The sequence below is a fragment of the Flagellimonas sp. CMM7 genome, from assembly GCF_021390195.1.
In the GTDB taxonomy this organism is placed as follows: domain Bacteria; phylum Bacteroidota; class Bacteroidia; order Flavobacteriales; family Flavobacteriaceae; genus Flagellimonas.
This window is the reverse complement of record NZ_CP090003.1, coordinates 4007498-4025917: the sequence shown is the minus strand read 5'-3', so window position 1 is coordinate 4025917 and position 18420 is coordinate 4007498. Positions and strand designations below refer to the sequence as shown.

General features: G+C 37.3%; 23 protein-coding genes. 1 reads left to right on the top strand and 22 read right to left on the bottom strand.

Annotation, left to right across the window (positions count from 1 at the left end):
* Positions 1 to 106: 106 nt before the first annotated feature.
* The 19 genes from LV704_RS18190 to LV704_RS18100 form a co-directional block, all read right to left on the bottom strand.
* Positions 107 to 400: a hypothetical protein gene (locus tag LV704_RS18190; RefSeq protein WP_163422262.1), complete on the bottom strand. Its 294-nt coding sequence runs from the start codon at positions 398 to 400 to the stop codon at positions 107 to 109.
* Between the two features lie 214 nt (positions 401 to 614).
* On the bottom strand, positions 615 to 941 hold the full coding sequence (locus tag LV704_RS18185) for a hypothetical protein (RefSeq protein ID WP_163422263.1): 327 nt from the start codon (positions 939 to 941) through the stop codon (positions 615 to 617).
* Positions 942 to 954: 13 nt separating this feature from the next.
* Positions 955 to 2472, bottom strand: a complete 1518-nt coding sequence (locus tag LV704_RS18180; RefSeq protein WP_163422264.1) for a hypothetical protein — start codon at positions 2470 to 2472, stop codon at positions 955 to 957.
* Positions 2472 to 3035, bottom strand: a complete 564-nt coding sequence (locus LV704_RS18175; protein WP_163422265.1) for a hypothetical protein — start codon at positions 3033 to 3035, stop codon at positions 2472 to 2474. The genes LV704_RS18180 and LV704_RS18175 overlap by 1 nt, the downstream gene beginning before the upstream one ends.
* Positions 3035 to 4132 (bottom strand): hypothetical protein, encoded by a 1098-nt coding sequence (locus LV704_RS18170; protein WP_163422266.1) that lies wholly within the window; start codon positions 4130 to 4132, stop codon positions 3035 to 3037. The genes LV704_RS18175 and LV704_RS18170 overlap by 1 nt, the downstream gene beginning before the upstream one ends.
* 1 nt (position 4133) lies before the next feature.
* Entirely contained in the window at positions 4134 to 4847 is a 714-nt protein-coding gene (locus tag LV704_RS18165; protein ID WP_163422267.1) for a hypothetical protein, read from the bottom strand.
* The gene (locus LV704_RS18160; RefSeq protein ID WP_163422268.1) at positions 4847 to 5266 is read right to left on the bottom strand and encodes a 3TM-type holin; all 420 of its coding nucleotides are present in this window, start codon (positions 5264 to 5266) and stop codon (positions 4847 to 4849) included. The genes LV704_RS18165 and LV704_RS18160 overlap by 1 nt, the downstream gene beginning before the upstream one ends.
* Positions 5263 to 5445, bottom strand: coding sequence for a hypothetical protein (locus LV704_RS18155; protein ID WP_163422269.1), 183 nt, complete (start codon positions 5443 to 5445; stop codon positions 5263 to 5265). Before LV704_RS18155 ends, LV704_RS18160 begins: the two co-directional genes overlap by 4 nt.
* A gap of 88 nt (positions 5446 to 5533) precedes the next feature.
* Entirely contained in the window at positions 5534 to 5866 is a 333-nt protein-coding gene (locus LV704_RS18150; protein WP_233782086.1) for a D-Ala-D-Ala carboxypeptidase family metallohydrolase, read from the bottom strand.
* A gap of 68 nt (positions 5867 to 5934) precedes the next feature.
* Positions 5935 to 6141: a hypothetical protein gene (locus LV704_RS18145; RefSeq protein WP_163422271.1), complete on the bottom strand. Its 207-nt coding sequence runs from the start codon at positions 6139 to 6141 to the stop codon at positions 5935 to 5937.
* Positions 6142 to 6278: 137 nt separating this feature from the next.
* Positions 6279 to 6710 (bottom strand): hypothetical protein, encoded by a 432-nt coding sequence (locus tag LV704_RS18140; protein WP_163422272.1) that lies wholly within the window; start codon positions 6708 to 6710, stop codon positions 6279 to 6281.
* Entirely contained in the window at positions 6682 to 6987 is a 306-nt protein-coding gene (locus LV704_RS18135; RefSeq protein WP_163422273.1) for a hypothetical protein, read from the bottom strand. The genes LV704_RS18140 and LV704_RS18135 overlap by 29 nt, the downstream gene beginning before the upstream one ends.
* Before the next feature lie 409 nt (positions 6988 to 7396).
* Positions 7397 to 8056, bottom strand: a complete 660-nt coding sequence (locus tag LV704_RS18130; protein ID WP_163422274.1) for a hypothetical protein — start codon at positions 8054 to 8056, stop codon at positions 7397 to 7399.
* A gap of 32 nt (positions 8057 to 8088) precedes the next feature.
* Complete coding sequence (locus LV704_RS18125) at positions 8089 to 8352, bottom strand: hypothetical protein (protein WP_163422275.1); 264 nt, start codon at positions 8350 to 8352, stop codon at positions 8089 to 8091.
* Between the two features lie 13 nt (positions 8353 to 8365).
* Complete coding sequence (locus LV704_RS18120) at positions 8366 to 9169, bottom strand: hypothetical protein (RefSeq protein ID WP_163422276.1); 804 nt, start codon at positions 9167 to 9169, stop codon at positions 8366 to 8368.
* Between the two features lie 5 nt (positions 9170 to 9174).
* The gene (locus LV704_RS18115) at positions 9175 to 9339 is read right to left on the bottom strand and encodes a hypothetical protein (RefSeq protein WP_163422277.1); all 165 of its coding nucleotides are present in this window, start codon (positions 9337 to 9339) and stop codon (positions 9175 to 9177) included.
* A 259-nt stretch (positions 9340 to 9598) separates the two neighbouring features.
* Positions 9599 to 11590 carry a hypothetical protein gene (locus tag LV704_RS18110; RefSeq protein ID WP_163422278.1) on the bottom strand — a complete coding sequence of 664 codons (1992 nt, stop codon included), beginning with the start codon at positions 11588 to 11590 and terminating at the stop codon, positions 9599 to 9601.
* Positions 11591 to 12039: 449 nt separating this feature from the next.
* Positions 12040 to 12453: a hypothetical protein gene (locus tag LV704_RS18105; RefSeq protein ID WP_163422279.1), complete on the bottom strand. Its 414-nt coding sequence runs from the start codon at positions 12451 to 12453 to the stop codon at positions 12040 to 12042.
* A complete protein-coding gene (locus tag LV704_RS18100) occupies positions 12422 to 12943 on the bottom strand; it encodes a hypothetical protein (protein WP_163422280.1) in 522 nt (173 codons plus the stop codon). Before LV704_RS18100 ends, LV704_RS18105 begins: the two co-directional genes overlap by 32 nt.
* Before the next feature lie 359 nt (positions 12944 to 13302).
* On the opposite strand from LV704_RS18100, the gene LV704_RS18095 reads away from it, so the two are divergent.
* The gene (locus LV704_RS18095) at positions 13303 to 14094 is read left to right on the top strand and encodes an alpha/beta fold hydrolase (RefSeq protein WP_163422281.1); all 792 of its coding nucleotides are present in this window, start codon (positions 13303 to 13305) and stop codon (positions 14092 to 14094) included.
* Positions 14095 to 14150: 56 nt separating this feature from the next.
* Here LV704_RS18095 and LV704_RS18090 read toward each other — a convergent pair whose 3' ends face one another.
* From LV704_RS18090 to LV704_RS18080, 3 genes are all read right to left on the bottom strand, one after another.
* Entirely contained in the window at positions 14151 to 17267 is a 3117-nt protein-coding gene (locus LV704_RS18090) for a Tn3 family transposase (protein WP_163422282.1), read from the bottom strand.
* Between the two features lie 140 nt (positions 17268 to 17407).
* A complete protein-coding gene (locus LV704_RS18085; RefSeq protein ID WP_163422283.1) occupies positions 17408 to 17560 on the bottom strand; it encodes an addiction module protein in 153 nt (50 codons plus the stop codon).
* Positions 17561 to 17776: 216 nt separating this feature from the next.
* Positions 17777 to 18418: a hypothetical protein gene (locus LV704_RS18080; protein WP_163422284.1), complete on the bottom strand. Its 642-nt coding sequence runs from the start codon at positions 18416 to 18418 to the stop codon at positions 17777 to 17779.
* Positions 18419 to 18420 lie beyond the last annotated feature (2 nt).

Here is an 18420-nt window from a genome sequence, read left to right as displayed (position 1 = left end):
CGACCTATCGTGATTTTTATTACCAGGATCATTATGACCCCGGAAAAATCACTCCAGTAAAGTCGATTAAAGTCTGCTGGTAAGATTTGGGTGATTTGCAAGCAAATCAATGGGAAAAGTGTTTATTATGCCTCCGCTTCGCTTCTGCATAATTTTTTTCCATCTGGTCAAAATCTGGATTTATATTTAAAGTTTTGAGTGCATCAACAAGAGTTTTTAGTTTGTAATCCAATAAATAATTGTCCTCCTTTAATGTTTCAACCTCTTTTTTTAAAGAAGGAAAATTTCTGATACAAAGTTTAGCAGCATCAATATTTGTGTTTATATACCTATAGTCCTCTTTAATTCTAGAAATAATTACCGTAGATTTTTCTTCTAAATTTCTGATATCAATATTCATTTCACGTTGTTTTTCTAACCGGTCTTAATTGAGCTGCACTAATTTTAACGTTATTAATTAACCAGGTCAGCCCCATATGTTTTGAGAATTAACGGGAATTACTAAAATGGCCAAAAAAAAAGAAGTTATTTAACGTAATCCTTCTGAAGTAAAAGGCCAAAAAAGGCGCAGTATTAAAACCACGCCCTAAAAGTAACGATGACCACAAAAAAATTTATTCAAGAGTTAACGACCAACCCCTAAAATGGAGGTTGCTACCAGTTACATCTTTTATGTGTTGGAACAATTCAATAATTTGATTGTTGGCAACAATATTATATTCGGCACCACCATATAGAACTAAAGTAGCAGTACCACCATTGCCTACACTTAAAATACCATAATAAAAGGTCTTGTCATCCAAAGGTTTATTTACAATCTTTGATTTTATTTCAGCATCGGAAAAAAGAACCCTATTAGGCTTTCCTTTAGTGGATTTTAATTTAGATTTTAAAACACACTCGACTTTTTTAAAGTCTTCTATTGTTTCTTGACAGCACATATCTTATTTTTTTTTAATAATTATTAAGCTTTAACCTTTTACCATTAATTATTGACCTGTTAGCCTTAATTAGACTTGAAGAAGCAACCACAGGCGGTTGTGAAACAGTACCCTTTAATCTAGGGTCTAAATCATGTACCCATAATTCGACGTTTGGATATTCATTACTCAATGTATAGTCCATAGCATCATCAAGACCCACATTGAGACCATTAAGGGATTCCCAATTATCATCTATTCCGTCATTATCCACATCAGGCCACGGAGTGCCCTGTGCAACGGGATGAAAACCTCCCTTTTCTGATTGGGAATTTATAAAATGTCCAGTATCATTAGAATAATCGGCAATTACCTCTAAATCTATAGCATCCCTTGGAAGGGCGCCAGCATAGGCAAGTACGGAATCAACAACTTGTGTGGAGTTCCAAATTACCATCGGACCGCTACTAAAAGCAAGCTCACGGGAGGCAACAACCTCAGTATCATAATCGGCATCAAACATTACATTTACCGAATGGTTTCTGGTATTGCCCTCAAAATAAACAGCACCACCAAAACCCCAAGTAGCGTCATTTTGTTGGGCAAAAGTCTGCCCATTGTAAACATCTTGACCTGTTCTTTTTTGCCAATGGTTGTACATGGCACTAAAAGTCTGTCCAGAACCAAATGTATTTTGGCCTCTAAAGCCGTAAAATACATCGTTTATCATTTCGTAAACGGATTGGGAACTTCTTAAATTTCTACTATCATTATGAGGAGCATAGTTTTTTAGGTGTGATACATAACCCGGGGAATTCGATTTATCTATGATTCCAGCCATTGAATGCAATCCATTACCATCACCATGATTCGCATAAGCCAATGCAAGGGCTATGATATTATGTGAAAAGGTAATATAGTTACTATGGGAAGCGCTCATGTTTTCGTCAACACCGTACCTAACGGAGTTGAACGAAAAAATTGCCCTATTCACATCCCTTAGGCCAACGGCGTCGGCCGTGCCCTGAAGGGAAGCGCTAGAATCAACGATATTGCCCTGTGCGTCCTTGTATCCAAAATCACCAGAGGCAAAACGCATATTGGTGCATATGTAATTGTCACCCCTCCAATAATAATTTCCGTTTGCTAAGGTTACTCCCCCAGAATCAGATGGGGCAGTTTGGGCATATAAGGATATGTTATTGTCCGTTATTACCGTTTCCTGCTCAAGTTTGTCTATTAAGCAACCTACTTGAAAAACAATGATTCTTGCGCCTGAAATCTGGGTCATTCCATAGTTCAAAGAACCCAATCCACTATTGTTGCAATTTGTAACCTTATAAACAACGCCCGCCCTACCTCCTGTAGCATATTTACCCGCTCCCTCAGCAGAGGGATAGGCTTTTATAGCCTTGCCGTTTACACATGGGTTTCCACTTGAACCACCACAATCTATTCCGGTTTCATCAAGATTTTGTATTTCATCCAAATGTGTCTGAGAAAGAACAAACAGAGGAAACATAAGTACAAATAAAATAAAGAGGTTTTTCATCAAAGTGTTATTGAAATAAATTTAATTTCAACCGCCTGCCCAGAAGCTTCAGTGGATGAAAAGAAATCTATGTTTAGGGTAATATTTGCAGTAGAGGAAACGGTCATGGTAACGCTCATGGGCGTCCAATCTAAATTTGTCGTGGTCAAAGGTTGACTACTGATTGTTGCATTAGTCGGATTAATAAGCCTCATACGAGCGTTTGTTCCCTGTCCCCTCATTTCGGTTGTGAGGGTATATGTTCCCGCTGGTATTGAGCCTAAATCGACTTTTGCCCTTGCAGCGTCACTTCCATCTATTTCGCCCCTTATCGCGAAACCGCCAAAACCATCAGAAACAGAAGTGTACGTCAAAGTCGTTGCATTGCTAAAAACATTGCCCCAAGCTGGATTAACAGCATTTGTTTCATTATTAGGGTCGGCAGCATCATTATAAGGATATAAGTTGCTGGCAGGAACTGAAAGACCTGATTGATGTTGAGCCAATAAAAGCATATCGTCAAGTGTCTGGGAACTCAGACCAATGAACGAAAGCAAAAAAAAGAACAAAATATAAAGTCTCATCAATCCAAATAAAAATGGTGAACATTGACGCCATCAAACCATATTACCAAATATTTATCGGTATTGGCCTCCCATGAAGCGCCATTATCGTTAACGTTGCTGCCATCAACGGTTGGTTTACTCGCTGTGTTTATCAAATATTTAGCACTACCACCCCTAAGGCGTTTTGAAGTGTCCGTAGTGAATACTGTAGCAGATGAAGGATTCGCCAAATCCCCAAAAGAATGCCATTCCAAGGGAATATTAGTGACCGAAACGTATTCATCAACAGGAGGTGCATTTAAATCAAAATCCTTTAGCGGAACCAAATCATTTGGATTTACGGCACTACCAGTATGGTTTAAAGTGTACTGGGAAGCATCAACTTGATTGTTTTCAAAAACAAATTTAAAGTCAAGGGGATTCGTAGCAACACCCGCATTAAATAAATTCTGGGTATTTCCGAACTGCCAACTTTTATCGGAAAGAGCGTCGAAAACCTGAAAATTACCGCCCTGACCCTCACCTTGTGCGATTACATATTTAAAATGACCCATCCAAAAAGGCTCCTGAACTATACCTATCTGGTAAGAAGAACCAGTACCAATAGAAGCAACAATATTATTATTTACAGGGGTAGCCCAAGTTATACCACCGCCACCGCCTACAGCGCCGTCTACATAATCGGTCATGATGCCCCTTGTAATCAAGGAGGTGGCACCAACTGCTAAAGCGTCAGCAGCCGTATAATTGGTCAAGGAAGCATGATTATCAGTGAAATATAACAAAGGGTTTTGAGTGGCTGTTCCGCCACCTTGTATTCTAACATAAGGAGTACCGCCAAGTGAACCACTGGCGCCAATCTCTATATTATTGGTAGCATGTGTCCCTATTTCAAAAAAGGTGGTTCCATTTGTGCCATTCTGGACAAAATCCGTTACAAGGGCATCCAAATCAATGGGACTCGTAACGGTCAAATTGTCCAATTTCGCTTGGTCGGCAGGAGCTAAAGAACCGCCGACAGTTCCATTAACTGGATTGTCACCAACAGCTATTGTTTGAGCAGAAAGAGCACAAACAAGGATTAAAGATGAAAATGTTATAAAGCGCTTTTTCATATTAAGCTATATTTAAAGGGATTGAACCCGTAACAATTAATATTCCATTTGTAAAGCTTCCAGAAGCGTTAGCCGATTGTCCACCTATAGACGTTCTAAGATTGATAATGCTTTCAGCATCATTTACGAGACCGTGGAAACTATCAACAGCTTGACTAAATCCGTCAACCTCGGTATGTACAATAGAACGCATCAAAGAAGGAAAGGGAAGCCCTTCAACCGTTACAAGACCGTTAGCGACATCGTTTAAGACCTTATAGGCTGTAAAATTAAAAATGTTACCAGCGAGCCAACCAGTAGAACCAGAACCGCCAGACATTGTTAAACCGTTGACCTTCCAAACTGGTAGCCATGCATTAGCAATAAAACCACCAGAACCATCAGCGCCATCAGCGCCGTCAGCCCCTGTTAAATCACCTTTTAAAACATAAATACCATTTTCCCTTTGGTAATATTCATCAGTGATAGTGTTTAAATACAAATCACCATCAGAACCAACAGTGTTGTTAGGAACACCAGCGCCAGTACGCCACATATTGACAACACCCGCTACACCACCGTCTTTTGTAATGTAAATAGTATTAGCATCCTTTGGATTAACCAACGCTTTTTGAACCTCGTTTCCTAACCAAACCTCAGGCACATCAGGAGAACCCGCAGCAATGGGAACAAAGTTCCCTCCTCCTCCACCGATAAAAGTCTTGTGTACTTGCATTATTTTTCGCTTTTATTAAATGACAATTGAGGAACTATTTTTTCAGCGGAACGACCAACAACATAGCCGCCTATACCTATCATAAGTAAATCCCAAAAAGGACGTTCCAAAACTGGAAGTTCTGGAAGTTCAGGTTTAAAAGACTTTATAACGGGATATAGAAAAAACTGAAAGACAACGACAGCAGCGAAAGCAAGCATTACAATAGGTCTCCATGACCTTTGCAAAAAATTGCCCCTAGCTTCTTCGCCTATTATTGCAGCCTTTAGTTTGTTAGACTCTAAAGCATGTTGTAAAATCATATTTACAAGACGATTTTTAAGAATTTCCTTTTCTTCTTTGGTGGTAGTAAGGTCATCAACGATATTGCCCAAATCCTTGATGATACCCCCGCTAAGCCATTCTAAAATTTTTTTCATTTTTTTCTTCCTTTTCTTATTGTGTACCAAATGGTTACAGCTGTTAAAATAATTTGAAGGAAAACTGCAACTTCACTCATAAAACCAACATTGAAAAAGGTAGCCAAAGACGTACCTCCATATATTTTTAATTGTTCCTTATGGCACATAATCCAACAAAACCAAACCTTTCTAAACATTAACGCTGTTTTTTAAAATTCTGTTTCCATATTGGTTGGACAACCAACCATATAAAAAAAGTTGATATTATTGAAGCGAGGAAAACCTCTACGAAGCTGTCCATGCTTTTTTTTTTCGATTGTCCCAACGGGCTTTTTCACCCCTTATATCGTAATGAATCCATGTATCATAAATACCCAGTCCACCTTGTTTCATTTGACCAATACCTATTAAATGCTCAATTGCATTTGCCAGTTCCAAAGTTGTCATTCCAACGGCTTTAAAATCAGCAGCAGTACCGTATAAATGCTGGCTATGCGTTGCGCCACCAACTTCTAAATTGTGCTGGAAACTTCTAAGCCCAGAACTTATTATTATCGGTTTACCGACATAATTACGAAGGGTCTGCAATTCGTCTGCAAGCAGTTCCAAATTCCTCATTTGCACCGAGCTTGGTTTTCCCTCGTAATTCAAAAGGAACTCATTTAAAACAAAATTTGTACTCAAATTCATAACTTCAATCTTTCACGTTTGCACGTTAATTCGTAATTCAGTTTTCGCTTGTTAAGACCATCCTTGTATTGGAACCATTCCACATATGCATAGCCTATCAAAAGGAACGGGGAGCAAACAACAGCAGCGACCAACAAGAGTGGCACAGCGATTGTAATAGCCAATACACCGAGTATAAATGTCTTGGTGTTCAAATTTTTCATATTTTAGGTAAGTTTTTAATTATATAGTTATGTTTTTAGCATTCTTAGGCCCGTGGCAAATAGTTATTTTATTAGTTTTTTTAGCTGTCATTTATTTAATAGGATTTTTGCATGGAAGAGCTACAAAAAGAAAAAAATTAAAACAATTCTAATTCGGGGTTAAGCCTACTTAACTCTCTTTTCTCCTCTGCATTCAATTCATTATTCAGCCAATAAATTAAATCCCTATTAGCATCACCAGCAGCTACACCACCCGTAACACCTAGCCAAGTGTTATATATTCTTGCGCCAAATAATCTATAAACTTTAGCAAAGTCAGGCTTAGACAACACTCTTAATGTTTCGTAAATTTCATTTTCCTTAGTACCGGGATTCTTCATTGCTTGATGCAAAACATCAGCTCTAGAAAGAGCCTGAGCTTCAGTTAACGTAGAACCTTTTTCGTTAAAAGGAATTCTACTTCCCTCATCATCGGAAGAAAATAAATTAGAAAACCTAAGAAAGAGTAGGACAAATCCAACTCCAAAGAAAATAGGATTGCTAAAGATGATTACAGCAAGTTTTTTCATAACTAAAAGTTTCTGGTTTAACACTTGCTTTAAAAGACGGCGTCTTTACCGTTCCAAACCTAACTTTTGACGGAACATAAGAAGGTGTCTTTAAATCGGTACTTACAAGGTCATCTAAAATGCCATTGGTGCCCGGTGAACCAAATTCACCTACACCACCCTCAACGGTGGCCTTTAAATCATCCTTCTTATTAAAAAAGAAATACCATATAGCCACACCAATAGCGACTATGGCAGCAGTCTTTTTTTGTTTACGATTTCCTAATTTTTGATTCATAACATTACTTTTAAAAAAAGCCCTCACTTCCTAATAAATGAGGGCTTTCAGAACCTACCTAACTATAATTTTATTAAGACTTGAATTTGGCTACATAAGCACCTTTAATGCCTTTGGCCTTCTTAGTTGCGTTCTTTTTGTAAACATGCTTGCTAATAATCCTAGCTCTGCCTTTTACCTTTTTCTTAACGCACCATCTGATTTTATTAGAGCGCCTTCTAGTTGTACCGAAAATATTCATCATTATTTCTCAAATTTTACAATGTGTACCCCATTCATATAATCCTTGAAGGATTTGTACTTAAAGGTCTTATTACCAACCTCTTTTATATAGGCCACTCCAAATAGTTTGGGGGGGTACATTTCCAAACTTTTGCATTCACCTTATTTTTAATCAAAACTTTTGCCATTAGAATATTTTTTTTCTAAACATTACAAATCCCACAGCGCTCAAAACAAGCGGTAAAATCCCACTTCCTGAGCTTCCACCAGTAACGACATCAACAACATTGCTGACAACGTTCTTTTTGCCAAGGACAACCCTATATTGCTCTACCGTCCAAGTAGTTGCAGGTAAATCAATTGCACCATTGGCGGGTATTGCATGGGTTATAGGGGTCGAAGGAACCATTGTATGACCTCTTTCATTAAGTTCTTCCTGAAAAGCCCTTACAGCTTCTGTTTTTACTAAAGAAAGAGCATCCATTTCAAGTTGTATCGCTTCCTTGGTGCAATCCCTTGCACCACCTCTTTCAATCCACCATCTATGTTTAACGCCAACTTCATAATACCTTTTATGAAAGGCATTAATCCTAGATTCTAAAGCACTATCATTAGCCCTGATAGCAAACTCGGCAGCATCCTTTAACTGAGGCACCCAAAGCGCTATATTGGCAGATGCCTTGTCTGGGTTGACACTAGCTCCCCAACACTTCCAACCGTGCTTTAAAGCAGCGCCAACAGTATTGTTGACTATCTCCTTTGGAACTATTGAGCCAAGAATTCCAGCAGCCGTACTAACAGCGCCTATACCCTTAACTAGCCCGCCCCCTTTTGTAGGGGTAAGCATTGGTTTTTTTGTAGATGTGAAACTTGTATACATTAATCTAAAAATCCTTTATCCTCTTTTGGAGGGTCGATTATATCATTAAATTCTTTCTTAATCCAGACGTACAAAAACGGTAGTAACAGTTTTGTGTAAATCGGCTTGTGCAACTTGGCATAATATTGTTTAATATTATCCTCATGTTCCTCGGTTGCGTCTTTTTCCCAGTTAAGGACAGAATTCCAATCTTTAGCCAACTCGTCTTGGTCGGTCATATTGAAATCATCCTGTAACTTTAAGGGAATATGCCAGAGCTTCATTAAATCTTAGGTATTAAATATTCTTGTAAGATTTAACGATAATCCTTGCCAATCCGTCAGCAGCCTGAGTAAGTCTAGCCTTGATTTTAGCGCCATGCAATACACGGTCTTTGGCTTTGAACACAACAAGTTGGTTCACGTCGCTTTCTGGGTTGTCATCAAACATCATGATGTTTTCAGCCTCCAAAGCTTCTTTTGGCAAGCTTCTTTCATAACCGCCATCACCTAAAACGGTAACGTTGTTACTGAATTTTGCCTTTGCACTTGTGGCATAAGGAGCGGTAAAATCCAATGCAGCAGTAATCTTTTGCACATTATCGCCCAATTCCATATCAATATCGATATCACCGTTATTGATGGAATGGCTCTTAACACAAGCAATTGGGCTTTGAACACCATTTGAAGGAAGGGTATAAGCCTTAACATAGGACAAAGGCCTAGCTATGTCCAAATTGGTAAAGGCTGCTTCACCAGCATCAATAGTAAGGAATAACTTATCCCCACCGCTCAAGACCAAAACACCGTCTAAGTCAATGGTAAACTTATGGGTAAGTCCAAAAGGTTTTTTAGCTAAAAGGTACTCGACCTCTTGAGCATAATAACCTGTTAGGATTTCATCCAAGTGACCGTTGAAAATATCAACTGGGTCTTGCCCATTTCTAACCAACTGCAATTGTACGTCTATATGACGTAAATCGTTGATAGCTGCCAAAGTATCATTGGTAATTACCGTGCCACAATCGATAACAACAGCATAAATGCTTTCATTTTCGATTTTCATCGTCTCTTCAACGCCGTATCTAAATAACTTTTTCATCGTTCCTAGCTTTTAGCGTTATCACCTATTTTGTCCTCCAAATCCACTTTGCCTACGACAGGGATTTTCTTCCACATTCCGAGAACTTTGTTCTTGAACAAAGCCCCTGCCAACAAAATGGCGACAGGAATCAAAATTCTTTTCCACAACGGTTTTTTCCTTGAACTCATAACTATATAAATTTTTAAACTTTCAATATTTATACAGCAAATGTAGATGCACAAAAAGAGGTTCTATTTTTTCGGCATATTTTTTATTTCGGATTTCAAAAGATTGTTTTCCATTTGAAGGTTTTCAATCCTGTATTTCATATCGGAATAATCAACAACCATTTTTGAAACAAATTTTGATATTACCCTATGTCCTTCACAGTCCATTAAAAAGTAAAGTGTTTCCCAAGGAAAATCCTTTGGAACATGTATTCTATCCTTAACCATATCTTTGAAATTCTTTATTTACAAACCAGTCATTTATTTTATTACGGTGACCTGCATTTTGGTAATAGTCTCTAAAATCAAGTCTAGTATCGACTTTTTTAGCCCTCATTATTGTTTGGTCAAAAACACCAAAAATCTTCAGTTCCTTCCTCCATCTGCTACGCTGATTTGCAGTGAATCCAAGTTTTACGAATACCTGTTTTAAACTCAATCCGTCATCATCCATCAACTTTAAAATTGTGGTTATCTGCATAACAGATACTTTTTTGAAGCCTTTCTCCAGGATCTCGCTTTGCTTCAACAAATCGGTTGCATGCTTCACTACCTTTCCAACCTTAAGACCATTTATAACAGGAAGACTTGCGTTATAATTTCTAACCAAATGTGAATTCGATTCGTTGTATTTTCTAGCATTTTCAACAGCATTGATATTATACTTTCTAACTTTTGTCAGAAGGTCGTCAAAGTTGGAAACATCTTTTACTTGATAGTACTTTACCTCGGTAAAAAAGGATTTATAGAGCTCTATAAAAAGCTGTTTTGAAAAAGTGCCTATGTCCTTCCCTTGCAATATGGTGCCGTTCAGTCGATAAGGTTCAATCTTGTAATAATCCTTTGTAGCATCATAGTTCATGTAAGATTTTTGCTCATAATTCTTAATCATTACATTGGTTTCCAACATAAAATGACAATCTCGGTTTAGATAACCGTTCATCATATCATGGTTCCTTTTTTCCTTGAACACGACCTTCTCGCCAAACTCCAAATACCTCGAATCATACTTTTTCTTTGTCTCATTATATTTAATCATTGACATGCGGTGCATACGGTCTTTTCTTCTAAAAATCCCTCTTTTATAAACTTGGGTAAAATAAGAGGTTCGGAAACTGGATTCATATCTTAAAATCTTATCCATTTCACTTTTTAAAAAGTCAGTCTTAAAAGGTTGCATCTTGTAGACTTCGTTAACCGTTTCCTTTAACCTTTTTCTTAAGTCCGGGTCTATTACAACATCTTCACCTTTAGTCCTTTTATTAAAAAGGTATTTGATGAAGTTCTTATTCTCGGTATATACAGCAGCTATCTTTTTATCAAGCTCCTGAGAAGCTATATAATCAGCGTTTATATGTTCATGCTTCTTTAAATCACCTCCATCCGCTTTTATATATTCCGTTCCTTTATGGTATATCTTAAAATAAGAGCCATCCGCTTTGCTATAGCTCAATCCCGTGCCATATTCTTTAGTTATTTTAGCGTTGTTCTTATAGCGCCTAATGTTAATGGAATTCAAATGGCTCAAATAGTCCAAACTGATTTCCTTGTCCTTAAAATATTGGTTCTTACAGAAATCAAGACGCCTAACCTCTATATATTTATTATTTAAAAGGGTATCGAGTTCAAACATATGGCACAAGTCCAAAAAGAACTTATCCAAGAATTTCATGAACCTATCATAGGCCAAGGATAGTTGGAAATCCAAATCATAAATTCTTTGGAACTCTTTCATTGCCGTCCTACTCTTGGGCTGCGGAACAAATTCGCAAAGAGAGTGACCGTATAGATATTTTGGAATTGAGAATTCAAAATCGATATAACCAGCATTTTTGTTTACCTGAAAAACAACACCACCAAAAGAACTTGGAACCCTGTAATTTCCTGTTACCTTTTGGTAATAACGTTTTACTTTTGTTTCATCGACAAAAAGCATCATACCGGATTGGAAGCCATGCTTTGCAATCTTTCTATTGGTCATTTTGTGAATCCAGTCCTCAGTATCTTCATTGGAGTATTGTTCTACTTCCTCAATTCCAATTCCCTTGGCATGGAAATATTTTCCCTCGTACTGCAAAAGCTTAATATAAAGTTGATTGTGTTCAGGCACTAAAAAATCAGAAAGACCCTTATTTTTTTTAGCCCACTCGCTTTTTGTGGTACCTACTTTATCATTACAGCCATGAATACGAACACGTACCGTGTCATTCATTTAAAGAAATTCGTAGTTCAATAGGGATTGATTTGTTTTATAAAAAAGAAAGGAATTGTAAATAACGCTAGACATATCATGTCTAGTTAATTTCCCGTCCTTAAACCTCTTATCCAAATCCTTCATATGTTTTTTACAATCCTCTATTTCCATTCCACAGGTCATAGAGAGATTGAACCAAGCACTTTCAACCGCTAAACAAGAAATACTACCTTTTCGCATAGAATAAATCCTTTAGTTATTTTGAAACAAAATCAATTTTAAGGCCTCTTCTAAGACGAACCGTATACCTTTGCCCAGAGAAAGTTTTAAGGGCTGTAAAGTGCTTATTTGCAAGTGTTTCGCCTACGAAAGAAACGTAGGGAAATGAACTAATCAAATAGCTTTTATTAGGTACTGAATTAAAAGAATACCGTATGAGGTAATTTTTATTAACCCACGCGCATAAATTATTTTCCATGATTGGACAATTTAACAGGTGTTCTCAGGTCTTTGAAGAGATGTGCGTAACTAGGAGTCACATCAAGAAGTTTTTTTGAGTGAGACCAATTAGAAAAAAGAAGTACATCGAATAAAAGTAAATCAGCATTTTCATACCGATTTCTTAAAATCTCCTTTAATATTCTTGGGGAAAAGTCATTATAGTAAAAACTATCCCAAGCGTTAATTTCCTCAAGTCGTTTTGTTTGCTTAGCAACAAGCTCGACAGAAGTCAACAGTTTGTCGTCGGCATAATCCTTTACGCCTTGATAAGAATAAACGTTAAAATTCTCGCCAACTTTCCAATAGTCAGAGTGAATTTTTATAATAGTGAAACAATCTTTTAATAAACTAGGATGCTTTGTAAGGTGTATGCTTTTCATTTATAGAAGGTTTTAATGTTCTTAAACCTTCCCTGTAACCATGCGCAACATAAAGACCCCTAACCTCTTGATTGTAATTTTTTTGCATTAGAATAAATATCTTTTCTATTGCATACAACTGGTTAAGGAGAACCTTGTGCTTATTGACTTGACCATACCTTTTAATTATAGCTATAGCGTTGTCGATGATATTCATTGCAACCCTAATTTTGTTAAACTGCACATAGGTAAAATTATCTCCTCCGTTGTTCCAAAAAATCAAAGCAAATTCTTTTTCAAAATCTACCAAATTTTGATAAAGTTCACGCTGTAACCTTGTGTTCATAAACTGGTAATGCTGATTTCTCAGCATCTCCAATTGCATTTGAAGGTTCAACATGATTGGCAGATTATCCGTAAGCACATTTTTGTACTTCCTGATATAATCCTTTGCTTCTTTTTTGGTTTTAAATAAGTGGAAAACCTCACGTTCTATGTGTATCGAATACACTTTCCCGATATGGCTAATCCTAAAAGTCAAGACATGCATAGGCATTAAAGAATTATGCCTATTTGAACGCGGTTTATAATTAAATAGTTTTCCTACGTCAAATTGTAGGTAGTTATTTCAAAAAGACAAATTTTAGGTTAGTCTTTTTAAGATAGTGTTAAAATGTTAATTATCAAAAAGTTACTGTTTGATAATATATAAATTATGATACACGTGACAATATACAAAGTCCGGTGGGCTTTTAGATTGGCGGTGAGAGTATGCGGCTGCCTTAGCTGGCAATTTGTTCAATATTTTTCAACAACCTGAAACATTTTCTCTTCACGTTCGTCTTGGGTTTATAAAATAAAGTGTAAATCATGAATCTAAAAGTTAGATTACTAATCATTATGTTTATAAGCTTGTTTTCTTGTTTTTCAAATCAAGCTCAAATAAAAGAAAAAGTATTTCTTCATGAGTCTTGCCAACCTAACAGCAATATAAAATCCGAGTTAAACGAAGCCCAGTATGTGCTTATCGGAGGTGTACCACAATGGGTTACAATAAAAGGTAAAGATTGTTCGAATCCCATAGTCTTAATGGTACATGGAGGTCCAGGAATTCCTTTAAGCAAGTATCACGATAGTCTTTTCCAAGATTTCGAAGAAAACTTTACCATTGTTCACTGGGATCAAAGAGGTTCTGGGAGAACATATCTAGCGCAATTGGAGTCAGAAGAGCTCACTTTAGACATGATTACCAATAATAAGTTGAGTGTAGATCTTCTGGTAAAAGATGGTCTTGAAGTAAGTGATTACATTCGAAAAAAATTGGGTCAAGAAAAAATAATCATTTCGGGTTCATCGTGGGGATCGTTTTTAGCTACAAAAATGATACACGCGGCGCCAAATAAATTTCATTTTTATGTAGGACTATCTCAACTTGTTAGCGGGAGTAAAAATTATACTGAGAGTTATAAAAAAGTAAAAGCGATGGCATTAGATCGGGATGATAAGGCCGCTCTAAATATTTTAAATAAAATGGGGCCGCCAAGTTGGAGTCATCCATCCAGCTTTGGAAAGTTGCGTAGGATCATAAATAGGTATGAAAGCGAGACAGCAAGTAATCCCGTGGAATGGAAGGTTTCAGAAGAATACTGGCCTCCATGGTAGATATTGAGGATTTGCACCATAGAAGATATAAATTATTGATTTTCAGTAGTATGTTTTTATCGTAGAGAGACCAAGCTATCAATATTTAGCTGCTTTATCTTTTCGAACTCAAGCGAGCTCTTCTCACCATCGGAAAATAATCTTTGAAAATTGTACTCACCATGAATGTTTATGTGCTGCCAAGTCATTATCGAACCGTTTTTTACAATAGATAGGATTTCCTCAACACCCTTAGAATCGCACTTGGAAAGTCTTTCACTAATTTTAAGGTAATTCCACAGAACTATAACGTTTTGAATCAAATGCCGGGTTGCAACGATAACTTCTTGTTCTTCTTTACTCCCAGCTTTTATACTCTGATTGTTCCCAAAAAAAATTGCCTTGGCAAATTGATGTGAGTTTTCAATCCTATTCAAGGCCTTTTCGGTCGACTTACGCAAATCCAATTCATCCATATATTTTAAGATAAAATAGGTCTTAAATATCCTTCCAATTTGTTTTAATGCCCTGTAAAGCGGGTGCTGTTTGGAATATGAACTTAAACGTTTCAGGATTCTAGATGCTGTAATCTCCCTTAGTTTAATCGTCACGAGCAGACGTAAGATATTGTCCCATTGTTCAACAATGAGGTTATTGTCGATATATTGAGTTGCCGTCGGTAAGACATTGAAATTCATTGCTTCGTATGACCTTTTTGGATTTTCCCTGAAGGTATATCGCACTTGGTTCTTGAGGTTTTTGATTCTGGGAGCAAAGAAAACACCCAGACCATTGGTAATAGCAAATATGATTTCACTGTACCCATGGGTATCCGTGGAATGAATGTCGCTTTCCACATCCTCATTGTGCATCAATCCGTCTATTACATAGGCTGCCTCCCGCTCAGACGAACTTATTACCGTATTATAGAATAAACTACTGGTCTCATCGATGAAACTGTAAGCTGTCACACCTTTACCGGTACCAAAATATTTGTATGAGTGATTGGCATGGATGGATGGAACCGTTACGCTAAATTTTTGGCCGTCACTAGAGGTGTGATTCTCGTTCAATCTCTTTTTATAGATTTTCGGGAGCGATAATTCATCTATCATTGTGTTCAGTCTTCCATTGGCGGCATCCAAATTCTCTTTACTGAAATACCATTTTACCAAATGGTTAAGGTTACCCGCGGATATCCCATTTGAAATCTGGGCCATACGCCCTGTTCCAATATTGCATCCAATGGCAATAATTGTTGCGTAGAACGCTTGATTTGATGGCCTCCCCTTCTGGCCTTTTAGGGAGAAATGGGAAAAACAATCAATAAATTTTGAGGTGGTATTGATTTCCGAAAGAACGATTGGCAAGGGTATAACGGAGCCGTTCTCGTTCTCCAAAAGCTTGACAAGCCCACTGCTTTCCTTTTTTTTATCTTCCTTCGGGGTTGCAACCCTTATGGAACCGGACTTGGTAAAGCTTAAATGCTCATTTTGTGAAACGTTCTTGTTAGTTTTGATATATTGGTCATGTAGCAAAATGGTACTGTCCTTTAAAAAGGCTTCCGGTTCAATTTTGAATGGAAGACCTGCACGCTTAAGTAGTTCGACTTTTTGTTGTTTCCATCGCTCACTTGAAATGAGGTACTCTTCTACGGCTCTGTATCTATTGGAATTCCTAAGGTTAAGAGCGCCTGATTTTATTAGTTCCTTTATCCTAATAAAAAATAGAACTTTCCAAAGCTTCCATTCTGATTCCCTATTGGCCCTTAAGGCACTTTTACCTTTATCATCCAAAAAGTCCTTCGGTAGTTTTTTCGGTTTCGTTATATTGGTGTTGGCCTTAAAGTAATCTATTGCTTCACAGATATCCTTGTTGGATGTTTCAACATTAAAATCGAGAACTGAAATGATTCCTGAAACCCTGTTCTGTATCCTTCGATAACCCGAAATATATTTTTCATTGACCATTTGGTCCTTCATACCGGATGACAATGAGTTCTGTAATTTTTCAAGCTCCTCCTCTATTTTTTTCCGTTGTGCTTGTCTCTCTCCCCTTGAGTTGTCCATCCTCGAAAAAACGTCTTGTATCTCGTTAATTTTCTCCTTGTCCGTTCGTGAAACGTTAAAGGCAGCGCTCCTCATATCATCTACATAATCTGAAAGCGACCTTACCATTTTGATAATTTTTTGGGTCTGTTTTAATTTTACCGGTCTTTGTGATAAAAAATCCTCTGTTATGGATTTCTTGACCTCACTTTCAAAGCGCAGAACAGATTTTAATAAGGTATCTACAAAAAGGTCTTGGCGCATACGGTATTGGTATACGATAAAGGCCAAAAAATAAAGGTGTCTTTTCTCTTGCTCTTTTAATGCCAAGAACTGTATATGAGTTGATTTGATCAACCAAACGGCATAGTAGTTCAACAGTTGGTCGGATAGTTCCAGTGAATCAAGACAATCTCGGAACTCCCTATACAGGTCCGCCACAATAGAAAAGTCCGTCAAACTTTCCTTTATCTTCATTGGGGCAATTTCTTGTTCGGGACTCTTGATAGTAGTAATCAAGTATGGGTTCGTCGGGGATATTGGTTGCCCACTGGATTTTTCCATTTTCAGGATGGTGTCAATTGTACTTTTTTGGTCATCGCTCAATGATCGGCCTACTTTTTCCAAAAGTTCGTTTTCGAGGTTTTTCAGGGAAGTCGATATTGTTTCTACAAAAACGCGATAACTAGGTAGCTCGACTTTCTTTTCCTGGCATATCCTAACGAGTGCCTTGATAATCTGTTTGGGTTTCAACGCGGTTCTTACCAGGCCGTCCACTTCTTTTTCAAAACTTTCCCTCCAATCCGCAAATAGTCTGGCACCGATGCTTTTTGCAATTATTTTTTTCTGTCTGGTAAAGGTATTTCTGGCATAATCCGAAAAGTCAGGTATATAAGCGATATTCATTTGCTCAATGACAAATTGGATATCTTCTTCTCGAAATTCACTAACCCTGTAAAACCTTCCGCTGTATTTAAAGTACCCTTTCATGAGCACAAAGACCATAAAATTCACAGGTTTTCTAAAATAATCCCTGTACTCTGTGGACGATGATATATCAAGATACGTTTGCCTATCTTCATCATCGAGCAAAGGGACTTTATCAAACTCCCTGATTTCGTTTTCGCTGTAGATATTAAGAGGCAAGGCTTAGATGTTATTGGGTTCAAATCACATCTATACAAGATACGTTTTTAAACTGAATAATTTTCATTACAACTTGCTCTAATAAAAGGATTTATGTCGAAGTATATATGAGCATATTGTAGATTTGTGAAAGGGATACGTTATTCCTTTTGATTTCTTTTTTTTGCCCATAAGGCCTTGGCCTCTTCCAAAGTAAAATATTTGGCTTCGCCGGTTTTGTGTCTTTCTAAACGCCTATCCAGTTCGGCCTTGATTTCGTCAGTCAACTCTATGTTTTCTTCGCCTTGGTCCAATCTATAATTTTAATGTAGTAAGTTAAGAAAAAATGATTGTCCTGAAAAAGGTTGGTTTAAAGAAACCATATAAAAAATGCAGTAATGGTTATCTACATAATTGTTTGTACCCTATTGATGCCATTTTTAGCATTCATGTAACTTGTATTCCTTAAAATAATTTTTTATATATCCAGGACATTTAGATGAATTTGGAATGTAATTTAATATTTAAGTCTAGTTATCTGATTGTGAACTGACTTTGGGAGAGTTTCCATCACCGTCCAAATAAAACCGACCGGCGTTGTTTTCAATAAATATATTTTGCGGATCTCCCTTGTCATCAAGCATTGCGCCGAAGAAATTCACATTATCAATTCCATCAGCAGTGAGAGTTCCAGATATAGCGACTGCAGTAACTGCATTAGCGGAGCCAAGCTGGGTTGTGGTTTTGGCAAAGACCGAAAATTTGCCATTGGTGCCAGTAACAAACGAGCCATTACCTTCATCCACCTGATTCCCTCCCGTACCTACCAAGTCAATGGTCAGTGCGGTATTGTCTTGGTTTGAAAAGGTAATCTGATAATTGCCAGTGCCCTCACCAATGTTATCTTCATCCCCAGGTATGGTCGAATCTTCCAAAACAAAGGGGTCAATAAGATAGCTGCCATCCAAACTTGGTGGGGTGTTGCCTTGATTAATGGTAAACCCGATGGCAACCATGGCATTTACAAAACTGGCATTGTAATATTCTCTCAACTCTTCAATTGATCCATTAGAATTGACAATCACTTGATTATTGTCATCACTGTCATTACTGCACCCAATAAAGAGAAAGATGAAGCATGGTAATAGCGAAATGTTTGTTATTGTTCTCATTG

Excerpts from the sequence above, each read along its gene's own strand:
- LV704_RS18190 (WP_163422262.1), bottom strand. The coding sequence starts at position 400 with ATGAATATTGATATCAGAAATTTAGAAGAAAAATCTACGGTAATTATT.
- LV704_RS18185 (WP_163422263.1), bottom strand. The coding sequence starts at position 941 with ATGTGCTGTCAAGAAACAATAGAAGACTTTAAAAAAGTCGAGTGTGTT.
- LV704_RS18180 (WP_163422264.1), bottom strand. The coding sequence starts at position 2,472 with ATGAAAAACCTCTTTATTTTATTTGTACTTATGTTTCCTCTGTTTGTT.
- LV704_RS18175 (WP_163422265.1), bottom strand. The coding sequence starts at position 3,035 with ATGAGACTTTATATTTTGTTCTTTTTTTTGCTTTCGTTCATTGGTCTG.
- LV704_RS18170 (WP_163422266.1), bottom strand. The coding sequence starts at position 4,132 with ATGAAAAAGCGCTTTATAACATTTTCATCTTTAATCCTTGTTTGTGCT.
- LV704_RS18165 (WP_163422267.1), bottom strand. The coding sequence starts at position 4,847 with ATGCAAGTACACAAGACTTTTATCGGTGGAGGAGGAGGGAACTTTGTT.
- LV704_RS18160 (WP_163422268.1), bottom strand. The coding sequence starts at position 5,266 with ATGAAAAAAATTTTAGAATGGCTTAGCGGGGGTATCATCAAGGATTTG.
- LV704_RS18155 (WP_163422269.1), bottom strand. The coding sequence starts at position 5,445 with ATGTTTAGAAAGGTTTGGTTTTGTTGGATTATGTGCCATAAGGAACAA.
- LV704_RS18150 (WP_233782086.1), bottom strand. The coding sequence starts at position 5,866 with ATGAGGAATTTGGAACTGCTTGCAGACGAATTGCAGACCCTTCGTAAT.
- LV704_RS18145 (WP_163422271.1), bottom strand. The coding sequence starts at position 6,141 with ATGAAAAATTTGAACACCAAGACATTTATACTCGGTGTATTGGCTATT.
- LV704_RS18140 (WP_163422272.1), bottom strand. The coding sequence starts at position 6,710 with ATGAAAAAACTTGCTGTAATCATCTTTAGCAATCCTATTTTCTTTGGA.
- LV704_RS18135 (WP_163422273.1), bottom strand. The coding sequence starts at position 6,987 with ATGAATCAAAAATTAGGAAATCGTAAACAAAAAAAGACTGCTGCCATA.
- LV704_RS18130 (WP_163422274.1), bottom strand. The coding sequence starts at position 8,056 with ATGCTTACCCCTACAAAAGGGGGCGGGCTAGTTAAGGGTATAGGCGCT.
- LV704_RS18125 (WP_163422275.1), bottom strand. The coding sequence starts at position 8,352 with ATGAAGCTCTGGCATATTCCCTTAAAGTTACAGGATGATTTCAATATG.
- LV704_RS18120 (WP_163422276.1), bottom strand. The coding sequence starts at position 9,169 with ATGAAAAAGTTATTTAGATACGGCGTTGAAGAGACGATGAAAATCGAA.
- LV704_RS18115 (WP_163422277.1), bottom strand. The coding sequence starts at position 9,339 with ATGAGTTCAAGGAAAAAACCGTTGTGGAAAAGAATTTTGATTCCTGTC.
- LV704_RS18110 (WP_163422278.1), bottom strand. The coding sequence starts at position 11,590 with ATGAATGACACGGTACGTGTTCGTATTCATGGCTGTAATGATAAAGTA.
- LV704_RS18105 (WP_163422279.1), bottom strand. The coding sequence starts at position 12,453 with ATGAAAAGCATACACCTTACAAAGCATCCTAGTTTATTAAAAGATTGT.
- LV704_RS18095 (WP_163422281.1), top strand. The coding sequence starts at position 13,303 with ATGAATCTAAAAGTTAGATTACTAATCATTATGTTTATAAGCTTGTTT.
- LV704_RS18080 (WP_163422284.1), bottom strand. The coding sequence starts at position 18,418 with ATGAGAACAATAACAAACATTTCGCTATTACCATGCTTCATCTTTCTC.